Below are 15916 nucleotides of genomic sequence, written 5' to 3'. Positions count from 1 at the left end.
CGCGTGATTCTCCCATTAGCGGGATCACAATCGGGAGCTGGGATACTGGCGGGCATGACGATGCCGCCCGAGCCGGGCCAGCCGGGTGCCGGCGATAAGGACACGACCTACACCGTCCCGGTCGCGAAACCCGCCAAAGCCCGCCTTCTGCAGGACGGCCGGGACATGTTCTGGTCGGTCGGTCCGCTGGTCGTCGCCTGCGTCGTGCTCGCCGGGCTGCTGGGTATGTGCTCGTTCGCCCCGCAAGGGCCCGGTGTCGGTCCGGCCCCGCAGTACGACGCACCGGCCGGGCTGCAGGCGGATGCGGACGCCCTGAAGATCCCGATCCGGGTTCCGCAGCTGCCCGAGGGATGGCAGGCCAATTCCGGCAGCCGCAAAGGCATCGAAGCCGGCCGCCGGGATCCGGTGACCGGGCAACCGGCGCGCGCTGTCGGCTCTGTCGTCGGATACCTGACGCCCAGCGGCATGTACATGAGCCTCACCCAGTCCAACGCCGACGAGGACAAGCTGGTCGCGTCGTTCAGCCCGGAGTTGGTGCCCACCGGAGTGCAGGACGTCGACGGCGTGCGATGGGTGGTCTACGAAGGCGGCGAGCGCGACGGCAAGCTCAACGAGCCGGTGTGGACGGCCGAGGTGCCCGGCCCGACCGGGCCCGCGCAACTTGCCGTGAGCGGGGCCGGGGGTACCGACGAGTACCGTACGCTGGCTGCGGCGACGCAATCGCAGCCGCCGTTGACGGTGACCTGACGCCAGGAGACGCCATGAGCAGGCGCAAATCGGATGTCCCCGCCGGTGCGGCTCCGGAAGCGGACCTGACCGGATGGTCCGCGGAGCCGTTCACCGCGGCCGGATACACCTACGACGTCTACCGCAAGGGCGCCGGGCCCGGCGTGGTGCTGATCCCGGAGATGCCCGGTCTGCACCCCGGTGTGCTCGCGCTCGGTAACCACCTGGTGGACAACGGTTTCACCGTCGCGGCGCCGTCGCTGTACGGCACCCCGGGGGCACCGTCGGTGCGTCCGGGCGCCGTGCCGGTGATGATTCGTGGTTGTGTGGCAAAGGAATTCGCCGCGTTCGCGACCAACGCCGACCGGCCGGTCGCGCACTATCTGCGTGCGCTGGCCCGCGACCTCAACGAACGCACACCCGGCAAGGGTGTCGGCGTGATCGGCGAATGCTGGAGTGGCGGATTCGCGCTGGCCGCGGCCGTCGACGACAGCGTGCTCGCCCCGGTCCTGAGCCAGCCGTCGCTACCGCTCGGGATCACCGCCAGGCATCGCGCCGACCCCGGGCTCTCGGAGGCCGAGCTGCAGATCGTCGAACGGCGCGCGGCCGAAGAGGGGCTGTGTGCGCTGGGGTTGCGGTTCAGCGAGGACCCGCTGGCCCCGCGCGCGAGGTTCGCGACGCTGAAGAAGCGTCTCGGCGACGCGTTCGAGGTCATCGAGATCGACTCGAAGAAAGGCAACGAGCACGGGTTCGGGCGCAGCGCGCACTCGGTGCTGACGCTGGAGGTCCGCGAGTTCGCGGGGCACCCGGCCTACGAGGCGCGCAAGCGGGTCGTCGAGTTCCTCACCGAGCGGCTGGTTTAGCGGCTTCGGAGGACTGCTTCGGGCGTCCCGGCAGAATCCGGCGCCACCACGGGACCTTCCGCGCCGCCGCGTCGTCCTCGGGTTCCCCGCCGGTACCGGTGATCGACTCCATCGGCGCGTCCCGATACACCACCCGGTAGACGCTGATCGTCGTCACGATCACGATCATCAGCACCGGTCCCAGCACGATGCCCCAGAACCCGAACATCTGCAGCCCGGCGAAGACCGCGAGCAGCATCAGCGCCGGCTGCAGATGCGCGCTGCGGGGGACCAGGAACGGCCGCAGCACGTTGTCGATGTTGGTCACCACGAGGAGATGGAACAGCACCACGAAGATGCCGCCCACCGGGTTGCCGAACACCACCATGACGATGCCCGCCGGAATCGTCACGATCCCGCCGCCCAGCGGGATGAACGACAGCACGGTCAGGAAAATCACGAACATGAAGAAGCCGTCGTGCAGGCCGGCGATGTAGAGCGAGGCCGCCCCGGCCACACCCTGGCACACCGCGATGATGAACTGCCCCTGGACGGTGGCCTTGACCATCGCGCCGACCTTGGCGAGGTAGATGTCGGCGACCTCCTCGCCGAGGGGGTTCAGGTCGCGGAACAGCTCGACGACCTTGGGCCCGTTGGTCAGCAGCGCCAGGAACACGTAGAGAAAGATGATCAGGCCGGTCACCGTCGAGACGATGCTGCCCGCCGATTCCCGCGCGAAGTTCAGCGCGAGTTCCCCGCCCTTCTGGCCGACCGTCGTCATCGCGTCGCGCACCGACTCGGGCGTGAGGGTGAAGTCCACGAACGGGACCCGGGCCAGCAGTTCGTTGGCCGAGTTCAGCAGCCGATGCGCCAGCGCGGTGAAGTCGGTCTCCTCGACCCAGTGGCCGATGCCGGTGACCATCTGGCTGATCTGCAGGAAGGCCAGGAACACCACACCGGACAGCGGCAGCGCGACCGTCGCGATCAACGCCAGCAGCGTGATGGTCGCGGACAGGCCCACGTTGAACCGGCCGCGCAGCCGTCGGTACAGCGGCCGGAACAGGTAGGCCAGCACGGCCGCGACCGCGATCAGCAGCAGGTAGCCGCGCAGGAAGTACGCGGCGAAAGCGAGGGCGACCACCGTCAGCACCGCCAGCGCACGCTTCTGCGTGACGGTGAAGTCGTCCCTCATGGGCGCACACTATCCGGTGTTGACCCGCGGTGGACTCGGTGTCGCCAAGAACTTCATCGCCAGCCGGTTCAGCATCACCGGCGCCATCCGTGAGAGCACCCATTGCGCATGCGCCACAGCGGGTTTGACCACGATGGCCTTGTTGCGTTCGATCGCGCGCAGCACGTCGGCGGCGAGCCGGTCCGGGTCGTAGGCCCGGCCGCCCTGATTGCGGAGGAAGAAGTCGCGCCCGGCGAACGACCCGACCGCGCCCTTGTCGAGGATCGGGGTCTCGACGGCGGCCGGGCACACGGCCAGCACGCCGACCCCGCGCGGGACGGCCTCCGACCGCAGCGCCATCGACAGCCCCACCACCGCGTGCTTGGTGGCCACGTAGCTCGTCAGGTGCCCCGCGGCGGCCAGGCCGGCCATCGACGCGGTGTTGACGATGTGACCGTGGCCTTGGCGCAGCATCTGCGGATACGCGGCCGCGACGCCGTGCACGACGCCGCGGATGTTGATGTCGATGATCGCGTTCCACTGGTCGAGGGTGAGCAGTTCGGTCTCACCGCCCCAGACGATCCCGGCGTTGTTGAACATCAGGTCCAGCCGCCCGGTGCGCGCGACGACGTCGTCGACCGCCTGCTGCACGGCTGCGCCGTCGGTGACGTCCAACCTCGCGGCGCGGGCCCGCGGACTGAGCGTGGCCGCCACCCGGTTCGCGGCGAGTTCGTCGATGTCGGTGCAGACCACGTGCGCACCCGCATCGTCGAGGGCGCGGCACAGCGCCGCGCCGATGCCCGACCCACCGCCGGTGACGATCGCCTGCTTGCCGGTGAAGCTCACGTGGAGGGCTCCATCAACCGCATCACGTGGCCCATCACGTCCGGATAGCGCTTCAGATGGGCGCCGCCGTTGATGTCGAGCACCTCACCTGTCAGCCACGACGACCCGGGCGAGCACAGATAGACGACGGCCTCGGCGATGTCCTCGGGAGTGCCGGCGCGCCCAAGGGCGGTGTTGTCCACGTAGTCCTCGACCACACCCGGCACCGACGCGGCCGCGGCGGTGAGCGGGGTGTGCACGAAGCCGGGAGCCACGGCATTGACCCGGATGCCGCGCGGTCCCATCTCCAGCGCGGCGACCTGGGTCAGCATCGACAGCCCGGCCTTGGCCGCACAGTAGGCGCTCATCCCGGCGGCGGGCTGCCTGCCGTTGAGCGAGCTGATCTGCACCAGCGAGCCGCCGGGGCGCAGGTGCCTGCCGGCGTGTTTGGTGACGATGAACGCACCGTTGAGGCACACGTCGATGACGGCTCTGAAATCCGCGGCGGGCATCTCGGTGATCAGCCCGACGTTGCTGAAACCCGCGCAGTTCACCGCGATGTCGAGCGGGCCGACCCCGTCGAAGAGCCGTTGTACCGAGTCCTCGTCGGTGACGTCGACAGCGGCGGCGGAGTGCCCCGGGCCCAGCTCGGCCGCGCGTTCGGCGGCGCCGTCGGCGTTCAGGTCGGCGATCGTGACGTGGCAGTCCTGCCGGGCGAGGGCTTGGGCGCTCGCCCAGCCGATGCCGGAGGCTCCGCCGACGATGACCGCCGTCCGCCCGCTACCGTTGTTCATCCAGTTGGCCTTTCGACGACGACAGGAACGCGTTCTAAAGTCACACCCCGAACCCGAAAGCGCAATAGCCGGAGCCGGACTGGCAGACTCGGGCCGATGACCGAGTTGAAGAGGTCCGAGTCGATCCAGGTCGCCGCGACGCCCGATCAGGTCTACGCGCTGATCAGCGACATCACCCGGATGGGGCAGTGGAGCCCGATCTGCGCGGCGTGCTGGTGGGACGAGGGGGCCGGCCCACAGGAGGGCGCGTGGTTCACGGGGCGCAACGAGACCCCGGAACGGACGTGGGAGACGCGTTCGCAGGTCGTCGCCGCCGAGCCCGGCCGCAAGTTCGCCTGGGAGGTCAACCACGGCTGGGTGTACTGGGGTTATGAGATGACCGAGGCCGACGGCGGCACCCGTCTCACCGAATCCTGGGAGTTGTTACCCAAGGGGGTGGCGGGTTTTCGCGAACGCTACGGCGAGACCGCGGACGCCGAGATCGCCAACCGCAGTGAGGCGGCACGGACCGGCATCCCGGCGACCCTCGCGGCGATCAAGCAGGCTGCCCAAGCGCACTGAGCCGGATCGCCGAGGACCACGGCGAGCAAACGGCGCCTGAGCGCATTCGATCTGGGCTAGCGTCGGATCGTCAGCGGTGTCAGCGGGCATGGGAGCGCCGTGAACGATGGACGACCCCGGGTTCCGGGGGGCCTTGTGGCGGTGCCGTTCGTGCTCACGGGCGCGCTGGCGGTGGCCCTGGCCGCCGGCCAGGGCAAAGGTTGGCTGCATCTGGTCGACGACGCCCTCATCCTGGCGCTGTCCAGCTTCACCGCGACGTGTGCGGGGATGGCGGCGAAATCCGCGGAGGGGCGGCAGCGCCGCGCGTGGGCCACCATGGCGGCCGCGATCGGCGCCTGGGCGGTCGCGGACCTGATCTGGCTGATCTGCGAGCACGTGCTGCACATCGATCCGTATCCGTCCCCGGCGGACGTCTTCTATCTTGCCTTCAGTGTTCTCGCGATCCCGGCGGTGCTGGGCATGGCGCAGTTCGACGTGTGGTCCCGGCGCCAGGCCACGTTGCGGATCACGCTGGACGCTCTGACCGTCGCGTTGTGCTCATTCCTTCTGGCGTGGATCTTCGCGCTGCAGCCGGTCTATGACACGTATCGCGACGACAAGTTCGCGCTCGGGCTCGCGTTCTTCTATCCCGTCGCCGACATCGTGATCCTCGCGGTGGCCGTCGCGGTGCTGGCCCGTGTCGACGCGGCCCATCGTGCGGTGCCCGCGCTGCTCGTGCTCGGGTTCGCCCTGATGACGGTCACCGACAGCGCGTTCTCGTACGCCGTCGCGGCGGGCAGCTATCAGACGGGCAGCTTCATCGATCTGGGCTGGGCCGGCGCGCTCGTCGCGATCTGCCTCGCCTCGGTGCTCAGCCGCGGAAACGCGCCCCCACGGATGCCGAGCGTGCTGGTGCCGTCGAACACCGCGCTGTGGGCGCCCTACGTGCCGCTGCTGCTGGCGGGGACGATCGGACCGCTGCTGATCATGTCGGGTCTGGAGCGCTACCTCGTCCCGGTCATCGTCGTCGCGGTGTGCCTGCGGCAGATGGTCGCGGCATGGGAGAACCGGCAGCTGTTGCGGGCCGCCGCCGAGCAGGCTTTCCGCGACCCGTTGACCGGACTGGCGAACCAGACGTTGTTCTACGACCGGCTGGCGCACGCGCTGATGCTGAGCTCCCGCCACGGACACCGGGTCGCGGTGGTGTTCCTCGACCTCGACGACTTCAAGCTGGTCAACGACAGCGTCGGCCATCCCGAAGCGGACGGGCTGCTGGTCAAGGTCGGGCAACGGATCGCCGACTGCGCGCGCGCCGGTGACACGGTCGCCCGGATGCGGGGCGACGAAGTCGCGCTGCTGCTCGAAGGCGAGCACGACGATTCGCAGCTGATCGCCGAACACGTCGTCGACGCGTTCGACGAACCCTTCCTGGTGCACGGGGAACAGATCTTGTTGCGCCCCAGCGTCGGGGTTGCGGCGGCCGCGACGCGGGAGGCGCAGATCGCGCCGCACACGTTGGTCGGCCGCGCCGAGACCGCGATGCGGACGGCTAAGCGGTCTCGGTCCTCGCGGGTGCACGTCTTCGATGCCTCCTGCGAGTCTGCCGAGCCGGATATCGTTGCACCCCAAAGCGGTTCGGTGCAGAACTGGCCCGACGGCGCCGCCAAGATCCGGTTGCTCGGGGAACTTCGCCGCGCCCTCGACGACGACGAACTCCGCATGGTTTACCAACCGAAGGTGGACCTGCGTTCCGGGTCGGTCGTCGGGGTGGAGGCGCTGCTGCGGTGGCTGCACCCCAGGCTGGGGTTGCTGAGCCCGGATGCCTTCCTGCCCCTGGTCCGCCAGCACGGACTGATGCGCCCGGTCACCGACACGGTGCTCGACAAGGTTCTGGCTGATGCGGCGCGGTGGATCTCCGGCGGGGTGCCGATGCCGGTGGCGGTCAACCTGTTCGCCCCGTTCCTGCGGGACGCTGGGCTGCCGGCCGCTCTCGGCCAGGCACTGGGGCGTCATGGTCTGCCTGCGGACCTGCTGACCCTGGAGATCACCGAGGATCTCGTGCTGCACGACTTCGACGTGGTGACCGGGGTGCTCGCCCAATTGCGCGGCCTCGGCATCCGGGTGGCGATCGACGATTTCGGCAGCGGCTTCTCGGCGCTGTCCTATCTGCGCGAACTACGGATCGACGAGATCAAGCTGGACCGCCAGTTCATCTCGACGGTGACGAGTGACCCGCGCACCGCGGTGGTGGTCCGTGCCGTCATCGACCTCACCCACGACCTGGGCAGCGTCGTGGTGGCCGAGGGGGTCGAGGACGAGGCCACCGTCGCGTGGCTTCGGGACAGCAACTGCGACCTCGCCCAGGGCTATTACTTCAGCAGGCCGATCGAGGCCGCCGCGGTCCCGGAGCTGGTCGGCCTGCCCGCCGAGCACCGCTGAGCAGGGTCGCGCGGTCAGGGCCGCGGCGGAGCCGGCGGCCTCGTCGACGGCTCGGTCGTCGACGGTGTCTGCATGCCGGGCATCATGCCGCCGGGCATCATGCCGCCGGGCATCATCCCCGGCATCATGCCGCCGCCCTGCATCCCGGGCATCATCCCGCCGTGCATGCCGGGCATCATGCCGCCGCCCTGCATGCCCGGCATCATCCCGCCCGGCCCACCGGGGCCACCCTGCATGCCGGGGCCGTACATGCCGGGGCCCCAGGATCCGCCGTGGTGGAAGGGCCGGTCGCCGCGGTGCCAGTCCCGGTCGTCGTCCCCGCCTGCGCTCTGGCCGACCACGAAGCCCAGGAGGAAGATGATGGCGACGATCAACAGCGACCCGGCGACGATGCCGATCCAGGCCGCGATATGGGTGACGCGGTTGGGCCGGTTCGGCGCGCCGTAGGGCGGCGGTTGATGGGGCGGTGGCTGCAGCGGGGGGCCCGGCGGCGGCGTCGCCGACTGTGGCGGCACAGTCCCCTGGGGGGCCGCATCCGGTGCTTGAGGGCTCTGCGGTTCGCTCATGATTCGATCGTCCTCCTCTCGGTCGCCGAGCGGAACCGATCGGGGCCACGCGCTACGGCGATCCCGCGCCATCCGCCGCGTCGATGTGCCCGCGGACCAGTCGCGGGTACCGGCCGCGGTCCGGCCGGAAGATGTCGTGCGGTGAGTCGGCGAATTCGTGCAGCGTCGCGGTGGGGAAGTCCGTGCGGTAGCGCGCCCACGCCGCGTCGTCGACGATCGGCGCGTTCGGGCTGCGGACCACGAGCAGCGGCGGCTGCCAGCGCGTCATCGGCTCCCACAACGACTGCGCCCGCGCCGCGCGGATCGTCGCGAATCCGGCCTCGCGGTCGACACGGTCACCGACCGGCGTTCCGCGCCAGCGCCCGTCGAGCAGGCGGGTGACGACGTCGTCGGACAGCGCGATCTCCTGCGGTACGTAGTCGCCGATCGACACCGAGCGCACCCGGTCCGAGTTGGCCAGCGCCCACAGCAGCGCGTACGGGGTCCCGCGCGAGAACGTCATCACGTGCACCGGACCGTTGGTGACGTCGTCGACCACGGCGCCGACATCACCGGCGAGGGTGTCCGAGTCGAAAGGGCCGGACCTCGCGTGGCTGTGGCCGTGGCCCCGCAGTTCGACGACGACAGCCCGCCTGCCCAGGACGGGCAGGATCTCGGCGTAATCGTCTGCTACACAGGTGAACCCGGGCACGAACACCACCGGCGCCCCCCGGTGGTCACCGCCGGAGTCCAGATAACGCAGGCGCGCGCCGGCGCGCTCGGTGAAGCGAAACTCCGGCATGCGCCGAGTGTGTCAGCCCTTCGGCGGGACCGGGGCGGCGGCCTGGACGGCCGGGGCCCCCGTCTCGGTCTTCATCCGCTCGAACAACTCCACGTAGTACGGCGTGCACTGCGCCAGCGCCTGTTCGGTGGTGAACAGCGGGCGGTAGCCCAGATCGCGTTCGGCCTTGGCGATGGAGAAGTAGTTGTCCAGGTAAAGGCGTTCCACCGCAAGCGGTTCCAGCAGTGGCTTGGGCAGCCCGAACTTGAAGTGCAGGAACTGCCAGGCCATCATCGCGGCCCACACCAGCCGGCCGGGCACCCACAGCGACGGCCACGGCTGCCCGCAGGCCTCCACCACCGGCCGGGAGAACTCGAACATGTTGATCGGCTCGCCGTCGTTGATGAAGTACGCCTGACCGGGTGCGGTCCCGCCGTCGACGAGGTGCTCGGCGGCCAGGATGAAGCCGTGCACCAGGTTGTGCACATAGGAGTTGTCGAGTTTGACGTTCTTGCTGCCGACCAGCACCTTCACGTGGCCGGCCAGCACGCTCTCGAAGACCTTGCGGAACATGGTCTGGTCGCCGCGACCCCAGATCCCGCTGGGCCGGATCGAGCATGTCAGCAAGCCCGACACTCCGTTCTGCGACAGCACGAACTTCTCGGCGACCACCTTGGTCTCGGTGTAGAGATCGTTGAAACGCTGGGTGTACGGCAGGTTTTCGTCGCCGCCGGCGATGCGCTGCCCGCCCATCACGACACTGTTGGACGCGGTGTAGACGAACCGTTTGGTGCCTGCCTTCTGCGCGGCCCGCACCAGGTTCTCGGTTCCGGTGACGTTCACCGCGAAGCTGCGCTGCCGGTACTCCTCGCTGACCGACGCGCCGCCCATCAGGTCGATGACCGCCGCGGTGTGGAACACGGTGTCCACCGTGTCTGCGCCGGTGCCCACCGCACGGGCGACATCGTCGGCGTTCGTGATGTCACCGACGGACACCTCGAGCCGGGGGTGTTCCGGCAGCGGTGACGGCACCCGGTCGAACGAGCGCACCCGCAGGCCGCGTTCCAGGAGTTCGGTGACCAGGTTGGCGCCGACGAACCCGGAGCCGCCGGTGACCAGCACGTGGCCCAGTTCTGTGCGCAGCGAGGCATCACCCATGCGGGCAGACTAACTGAAACGTGTTCCAATTTCGAGAGCTGAGTGGAAAACCCGCTCCCGGTTCACCCATCCTCGTCGGTGTTCGAGGTCAGTGCCTTCTCGACTCGCTCCCGAGCGCCGGCTAAGTGTTCTTCGCACCGTTTCGCCAGCTGTTCGCCTCTTTCCCAGAGTTTCAGCGACGAATCGAGGTCGAGGCCACCGTGCTCCAGCTGCTCCACGACATCGATCAGTTCGTCGCGCGCCTCTTCGTACCCGAGTTGACTAATAGGCTTCACTGTTCCCCCTCGCTCGTCGCTGTGATCGCGCCGTCGCCGACCCGCACCCGCAGCCTGGTGCCCGCCGGGGCATCGGCGACCGATCCGAGGATCTGCGGTTCACCCGAGTCCGGGATCGTCTGCACCACCGCGTAACCCCGTGCCAGCGTCGCCGCGGGACCCAGCGTCGACAGCCGTGCCGACAGGTGCCCGATGCGCTCCGATTCCCTCGTCAACAGCCGGGTGATGTCACGCCGGGCCGCGGCGCGGGCGCGGTGCACCTCGTCGGCGCGGGCGTCGATGGCCGCCAGCGGCCGGGCCAGCACCGGCCGGCTGCGCAGTTGCGCGACGACGTGCGCCTCGCGGTTCACCCAGTTGCGCAGCGCGCGGGCGCTGCGGCGCCGCAGATCCGAGATCAGGGCCTGTTCGGCGGCGGTGTCGGGCACGATCCGTTTCGCGGCGTCGGTCGGCGTCGCCGCACGCAGGTCGGCCACCAGGTCACACAGCGGGTTGTCGGGTTCGTGTCCGATCGCGCTGACCACCGGCGTGGTGCACCGGGAGATCTCGCGGCACAGCGTCTCGTCGGAGAACGGCAGCAGATCCTCGACGCTGCCGCCGCCACGCGCCAGCACGATCACGTCGACCTCCGGGTCGGCGTCGAGCGCGCGCAGGGCCTCGACGATCTGGGGGACCGCGTTGGGCCCCTGCACCACGGTGTTGCGCACCGCGAACCGCACGGCGGGCCATCGGCCGGAGGCGACGGCCATGATGTCGTGCTCGGCGGCCGACGCGCGGCCGGTGATCAAGCCGATGGTGCCCGGCAGGAACGGGATGGGTCGTTTCAGCCGTGGATCGAACAGCCCTTCGGCATCGAGCAGGCGGCGCAGCCGCTCGATGCGGGCCAGCAGTTCGCCGATCCCGACCGCGCGGATCTCACTGACCCGCAGCGAGAACGTGCCGCGGCCGGTGTAGAAGTTCGGCTTGCCGTAGACGATCACCTGGGTGCCGTCGGTCATCTTCACCGGCGCGTTGACGACCAGGTCGCGCGGACAGGTCAGCGACAGTGACATGTCGGCTGCCGGGTCCCGCAGCGTGATGAACGCGGTGTTGGAGTTCGGGCGCAGCGTCAGCTGGGCGATCTGGCCCTCGACCCACACCGCGCCGAGCTTGTCGATCCACCCGGCCACGCGGATGGCCACCCCGCGGACCGGGAACGGATTGTCCGCCGATTGTCCGGGGTCGCCGTCTGCCCTCGCCGAGGTCACTTCGCCGACGCGCGCGTGATCCTGTTGGCCAGCAGCGTCTGGTACGGCGCGCGCGCCTTGGTGGACTCCTCGTAGGCGAGCAGTGCTTCCAGATCCGGCACGCGCAGCGACGTCAGCCGGGCCCGCAGCTGGGCCAGCGTCAGCGAGTCGTACTCGATCTCGGCCGCGATGTCGGGGGCGTCGGCGGCCGCCGCGGGCTCGTCGGTCACCGATTCGGGCTTCGCGATGTCGGGATCCCCGCTGAACAGCGCGAACCGTCCCTCGGTCAGCCGCTCCCCGTCGCGTACGGGAAGGTCGACGACGTCCCCGAGATCCCCGCTGTCACCGCCGTCCGTGCCGTCCCTGCCGCCGGACCCGAGGTCCTCGTCGAACGTCGCCCACTCCGGTTGTTCGTCCTTGGGCGGGAAGATCGACTCCAGCGTCTCGTCGCCCTTGATCACCATCTCCGCGACATCCTGCTGCATCTTCATGACCAGCTGGGCGATCTGGCTGGCGATCGTCATCGGGTACATCAGGATGGTCTGGGGGAGCTTGCGGGTCTCCTCGATGGCGGTCACTGCCGCACCCACGAGCAGCCGGACGCCATACGGTGCAGTTGACATGCGCACAGCCTACGGCTGGGCGGTTCGGCCGGCCGGTAAGTACCCTGGACTCATGCCGCCGACTGTCAACATGGGCATCCCTGGTGCCGCGAGCTCAGTAGTCGAACGGACGGCAGGTAAACGCGTTCTCCTCGCCGAACCCCGCGGTTACTGCGCGGGCGTGGACCGCGCCGTGGAGACCGTCGAACGCGCTCTGGAGAAGCACGGCGCCCCCGTCTACGTCCGGCACGAGATCGTGCACAACCGCTACGTGGTCGACACGCTGGCCAAGGCCGGTGCGGTGTTCGTCGAGCAGACCGACGAGGTCCCGGAGGGGGCCATCGTGGTGTTCTCCGCGCACGGTGTCGCGCCGTGGGTGCACGAGGAGGCGGCGGCACGCAATCTGCAGACCATCGACGCCACCTGCCCGCTGGTCACCAAGGTGCACAACGAGGCCAAGCGTTTCGCCCGCGACGACTACGACATCCTGCTCGTCGGCCACGAGGGTCACGAGGAGGTCGTCGGAACCGCCGGTGAGGCGCCCGACCACGTCCAGGTCGTCGACAACCCCGACGCCGTCGACAAGGTCACCGTGCGCGACCCGAACAAGGTGATCTGGCTGTCGCAGACCACGCTGAGCGTCGACGAGACGATGGAGACGGTGCGCCGGCTTCGCGAGAAGTTCCCGACGCTGCAGGACCCGCCCAGCGACGACATCTGCTACGCGACCCAGAACCGTCAGGTCGCGGTCAAGGCGATGGCGCCGGAGTGCGAGCTGGTGATCGTCGTGGGCTCGAAGAACTCGTCGAACTCGGTGCGCCTCGTCGAGGTCGCCCTCGGCGCCGGTTCCGCCGCCGCCCATCTGGTCGACTACGCCGAGGACATCGACCCGGCCTGGTTCTCCGGGGTCACCACGGTCGGCGTCACCTCCGGGGCCTCGGTGCCCGAGATCCTGGTGCGCGGCGTGCTGGACCGGCTGGCCGACTACGGCTACGACACCGTGCAGCCGGTGACCACCGCCAACGAGACGCTCGTCTTCGCCCTGCCGCGGGAGATCCGCCCGGCGCGCGCGTGAACCTCGTGCGTCGCAGGGCCGGCGGAGCGCTGCTGGCCGTCCTGCTGCTGGTGCTCGCCGGCTGCGGCGACGCCGAGGACCGCCTCGCCGACACCGTGCGCGGCTTCGCCGACGCTCTCGGCCGCGGCGACGCGGCAGCCGCCGCGGCGTTGACGTCGGACTCCGCCGGCGCCACCGCGACCCTGACCGATCTCTTCTCCAGCCTCGGCAACGAGGTCGGCTTCGACGTGCCGACGGTCTCGCGTGAGGAGAACTCGGCGCGGTTCACGCTGGCCGCCACCTGGAAGTTCGGTCCCGAGAAGGCCAACGAGTGGACCTACACCACCGAGGGCACCGCGACCGAGAAGGACGGCGACTGGGTCGTCGACTGGAACCCGGCGACCGTCGCGCCCGGGTTGGACGCGGGCCCGCTGTCCTACACCAACCTGGCCCCGCAGCCGGCCGCGCGCGTCCTGGACCGCACCGGCGGCGAACTGCTCACCCAGCACATCGTCACCGTCGTCGACCTCGCGCCCGGCGCCGACGTGAACGCCGTTGCGGCCCTGCTCAATCCGATCGCGCCGACCATCACCGCGCAGTCGCTGGCCGAGGATCTCGCCGAGGCCGCGGGCAAGCCCGTCACCGCGATCACGCTGCGCGAGGAGGACCTGGCGCCGATCCAGGAGCCGCTTTCCGCACTGGCGAACGTGACGCTGCGACCGCAGACCCGGCTGCTGGCCACCGATCGTGCCCTGACGTCGCCGACCCTGGCGGGGCTGGGTGAGCTGTGGCAGCAGCGCACCGACGCCGCGACCGGCTGGGCGGTCCTCGCCGAAACCCCGGCCGGTGCCAAACATGTCGGCGGCCAGGATGCGTCGCCGGTCGGCGACATCGCCAGCACCCTCGACATCGGCATGCAGCTGGCCGCCGAGGCCGCGCTGGCGCCGCTGACCACCCCCGCCGCGCTGGTGGCGATCCAGCCGTCGACGGGCAACCTGCTCGTCGTCGCGCAGAACGCGCCCGCCGACGCGCAGGGCGCCATCGCGCTGACCGGCCTCTATCCGCCGGGCTCGACGTTCAAGACCGTGACGGTGTCGGCCGCGCTGCAGGCAGGCCAGGTCACCCCGGACAGCATCGTCGGCTGCCCGGGCACCGAGAACATCGAGGGCAGGCAGATCCCCAACGACGACAACTTCGAACTCGGCGACGTCCCGCTGCACACCGCGTTCGCGAAGTCGTGCAACACCACGATGGGACGGTTGGCGGTCGGGCTGCCGGCGGACGGTCTCACCAAGGCCGCCGCGCAGCTGGGCCTCGGGATCGACTACGTCGCCCCCGGCATGACGACGGTCACCGGTTCGGTGCCCGTCGCGGACACGCCCGCGCTGCGCGTGGAAGAGGGCATCGGACAGGGCAAGGTCACCGCGTCACCGTTCGGGATGGCGCTGGTCGCCGCGACGCTGGCTCGCGGGTCGGTGCCCGCGCCCGCGATCGTCGAGGGAGCGCCCGGGGTTTCGGACACCACCCCGGAGCCGCTGCCGCCGAGCGTCGACGAGCAGGTGCGGGCGATGATGCGCGAGACGATCACCGGCGGCACCGCCACCCAGCTCCAGGACATCCCCGACATGCTCGGCAAGACCGGCACCGCGGAGTACGTCAATTCCCAGGCCGACGAACAACGGGCACACGGTTGGTTCGTCGGGATTCGCGGCGACCTCGCGCTCGCGGTGTTCGTCGGCGACGCGGGCAGTTCGGGTCCCGCGGTCGACGCGGCGGGCGGATTCCTGCGCGCGATCTCCTAGATGTCGTACTCCCAGTGGTCCGCTTCGCGGGGATCGCGCCTGCGGTTGCGGTACTCGGCCCGCTCCCCGGACTCCTCGCCGCGGTAGCGCACCCGCGAGACCGGGTGATGCGAGCCGGCGTCGGCGGTGTACGGATCGAACGGCTCGTGGTCGCCGTAGCGGGTGGGGCGATCGTCGTAGCGTGACGGGCGGCGACGCTCGGGCCGGGGACGCTCGTAGCGGTCGTCGCGTTCGGACCGGGCCCGGCGTTCCCGCGGCTGCCGCGGTTCGCGGGGCTCGCGCGGTTCCCGCGACTCGCGGGCCGAGGACGAGGGCCGGGCACGGCGGCGCGGCTCGCCGGCGGGGCGGTCGTCTGTTCTGGGACGGCGGCGCCGGGGCGCAACGTCGTCGACGACGGGCTCGATGATCTCGGTCTCCGCCGGTCGCGGCCGCCGCCGTGGCGCATCGCGCCTCGCCGGGTCTCGTCCGTCGCGCGCAGACCTGCTCGCGGCGGCCTTGGCCGCACCGGCGCGACGGCGATCGGGGGCCCGACGCGCCCGCTTCGGCGGAGCATCCGCCTTCTGCGCGCCCTTGGTGATCCCGCCGACAAGTGCCGACACCTTTTCGGCGAGCCCACCGCCGCGTCGCGGCCGGGGTGACTCGTCGCCGGACGCCGGGGCGGCGGGCGCGGACTTGGCGAAGTACCACCGCGCCAGCCCGATCAGCAGCACCGCCGCGGCGGTGAAGAACATCAACGGGAACCGCTCGATCAGCGGGTAGCCGCAGTTGATCAGCAGATCCTTGATGCCCTCGATCTGGCTGCCGTGCATCATCAGGTACGCGCCGGGCACTGTGACGAACAGCACCAGGGGCGGCTGGATCACAGCTGTGAAGAGGCTGGCCTGCTGGACGGCCAGGACCGCGATCAGACAGCCGAGGACATACAGCGTGGAGAACGCTGTGGTGAGCTGGCCGCTGCCGGAACCGGCATCGAAGGCGAAGCCGATGGCTGATGCGACAACCGCACTCAGAATGGCGCCCCACCACGGAATCCCTGCGATATCGGGGTGCACGGAGCGGTGATCGGCGGCCACGGCCGATCGCGCACGCTGTCCTGACACATGTCGACCGTACCGGCTGTCGCTATGTGACGTTGCAAG

At 70.1% G+C, this 15916-nt stretch carries 16 protein-coding genes; 6 read left to right on the top strand and 10 right to left on the bottom strand.

Features of this window, described 5'->3' with window-relative positions; translation table 11 throughout:
• Window positions 1-54 precede the first annotated feature (54 nt).
• Window positions 55-747: a DUF4245 domain-containing protein gene (locus BST38_RS21625; RefSeq protein WP_420872550.1), complete on the top strand. Its 693-nt coding sequence runs from the start codon at window positions 55-57 to the stop codon at window positions 745-747.
• 14 nt (window positions 748-761) lie between these two features.
• Window positions 762-1589: a dienelactone hydrolase family protein gene (locus tag BST38_RS21620; RefSeq protein ID WP_083145530.1), complete on the top strand. Its 828-nt coding sequence runs from the start codon at window positions 762-764 to the stop codon at window positions 1587-1589.
• Here the strand turns inward: BST38_RS21620 and BST38_RS21615 are convergent.
• The 3 genes from BST38_RS21615 to BST38_RS21605 are packed head-to-tail and all read right to left on the bottom strand — an operon-like array spanning window position 1570 to window position 4358.
• Window positions 1570-2760 carry an AI-2E family transporter gene (locus BST38_RS21615; protein WP_083145529.1) on the bottom strand — a complete coding sequence of 397 codons (1191 nt, stop codon included), beginning with the start codon at window positions 2758-2760 and terminating at the stop codon, window positions 1570-1572. The two genes, BST38_RS21620 and BST38_RS21615, sit on opposite strands and share 20 nt — an antisense overlap.
• Before the next feature lie 9 nt (window positions 2761-2769).
• Entirely contained in the window at window positions 2770-3585 is an 816-nt protein-coding gene (locus BST38_RS21610) for an SDR family NAD(P)-dependent oxidoreductase (RefSeq protein WP_083145528.1), read from the bottom strand.
• On the bottom strand, window positions 3582-4358 hold the full coding sequence (locus BST38_RS21605) for an SDR family NAD(P)-dependent oxidoreductase (RefSeq protein ID WP_083145527.1): 777 nt from the start codon (window positions 4356-4358) through the stop codon (window positions 3582-3584). Before BST38_RS21605 ends, BST38_RS21610 begins: the two co-directional genes overlap by 4 nt.
• 96 nt (window positions 4359-4454) lie before the next feature.
• Here BST38_RS21605 and BST38_RS21600 point away from each other — a divergent pair, with 96 nt between their 5' ends.
• The gene (locus tag BST38_RS21600; protein ID WP_083145526.1) at window positions 4455-4919 is read left to right on the top strand and encodes an SRPBCC family protein; all 465 of its coding nucleotides are present in this window, start codon (window positions 4455-4457) and stop codon (window positions 4917-4919) included.
• Between the two features lie 141 nt (window positions 4920-5060).
• Entirely contained in the window at window positions 5061-7337 is a 2277-nt protein-coding gene (locus tag BST38_RS21595; protein WP_237160870.1) for a putative bifunctional diguanylate cyclase/phosphodiesterase, read from the top strand.
• Between the two features lie 14 nt (window positions 7338-7351).
• Here BST38_RS21595 and BST38_RS21590 read toward each other — a convergent pair whose 3' ends face one another.
• The 6 genes from BST38_RS21590 to BST38_RS21565 form a co-directional block, all read right to left on the bottom strand.
• Window positions 7352-7903 (bottom strand): hypothetical protein, encoded by a 552-nt coding sequence (locus tag BST38_RS21590; RefSeq protein WP_083145576.1) that lies wholly within the window; start codon window positions 7901-7903, stop codon window positions 7352-7354.
• Window positions 7904-7955: 52 nt separating this feature from the next.
• A complete protein-coding gene (locus BST38_RS21585) occupies window positions 7956-8684 on the bottom strand; it encodes an alpha/beta fold hydrolase (RefSeq protein ID WP_083145524.1) in 729 nt (242 codons plus the stop codon).
• Window positions 8685-8696: 12 nt separating this feature from the next.
• A complete protein-coding gene (locus tag BST38_RS21580) occupies window positions 8697-9821 on the bottom strand; it encodes a 3-beta-hydroxysteroid dehydrogenase (RefSeq protein ID WP_083145523.1) in 1125 nt (374 codons plus the stop codon).
• Window positions 9822-9883: 62 nt separating this feature from the next.
• Complete coding sequence (locus tag BST38_RS21575) at window positions 9884-10096, bottom strand: exodeoxyribonuclease VII small subunit (RefSeq protein ID WP_083145522.1); 213 nt, start codon at window positions 10094-10096, stop codon at window positions 9884-9886.
• Window positions 10093-11340, bottom strand: coding sequence for an exodeoxyribonuclease VII large subunit (gene xseA, locus BST38_RS21570; RefSeq protein ID WP_083145521.1), 1248 nt, complete (start codon window positions 11338-11340; stop codon window positions 10093-10095). The genes BST38_RS21575 and xseA overlap by 4 nt, the downstream gene beginning before the upstream one ends.
• A complete protein-coding gene (locus tag BST38_RS21565) occupies window positions 11337-11942 on the bottom strand; it encodes a lipid droplet-associated protein (protein ID WP_083145520.1) in 606 nt (201 codons plus the stop codon). Before BST38_RS21565 ends, xseA begins: the two co-directional genes overlap by 4 nt.
• 52 nt (window positions 11943-11994) lie before the next feature.
• Here BST38_RS21565 and BST38_RS21560 point away from each other — a divergent pair, with 52 nt between their 5' ends.
• Together BST38_RS21560 and BST38_RS21555 are read left to right on the top strand one after the other, a co-directional pair.
• The gene (locus BST38_RS21560; RefSeq protein WP_083145519.1) at window positions 11995-12996 is read left to right on the top strand and encodes a 4-hydroxy-3-methylbut-2-enyl diphosphate reductase; all 1002 of its coding nucleotides are present in this window, start codon (window positions 11995-11997) and stop codon (window positions 12994-12996) included.
• A complete protein-coding gene (locus tag BST38_RS21555) occupies window positions 12993-14777 on the top strand; it encodes a penicillin-binding transpeptidase domain-containing protein (RefSeq protein ID WP_237160869.1) in 1785 nt (594 codons plus the stop codon). The genes BST38_RS21560 and BST38_RS21555 overlap by 4 nt, the downstream gene beginning before the upstream one ends.
• Here BST38_RS21555 and BST38_RS21550 read toward each other — a convergent pair.
• Window positions 14774-15877, bottom strand: coding sequence for a DUF6542 domain-containing protein (locus BST38_RS21550; protein WP_083145518.1), 1104 nt, complete (start codon window positions 15875-15877; stop codon window positions 14774-14776). The two genes, BST38_RS21555 and BST38_RS21550, sit on opposite strands and share 4 nt — an antisense overlap.
• Window positions 15878-15916 lie beyond the last annotated feature (39 nt).

Origin of the sequence: Mycolicibacterium parafortuitum (genome assembly GCF_002086815.1) — a bacterium.
Classification (GTDB): domain Bacteria; phylum Actinomycetota; class Actinomycetes; order Mycobacteriales; family Mycobacteriaceae; genus Mycobacterium; species Mycobacterium parafortuitum.
Note: the sequence above shows the minus strand (reverse complement) of the source record. Positions and strands in the feature narration are given on the sequence as shown.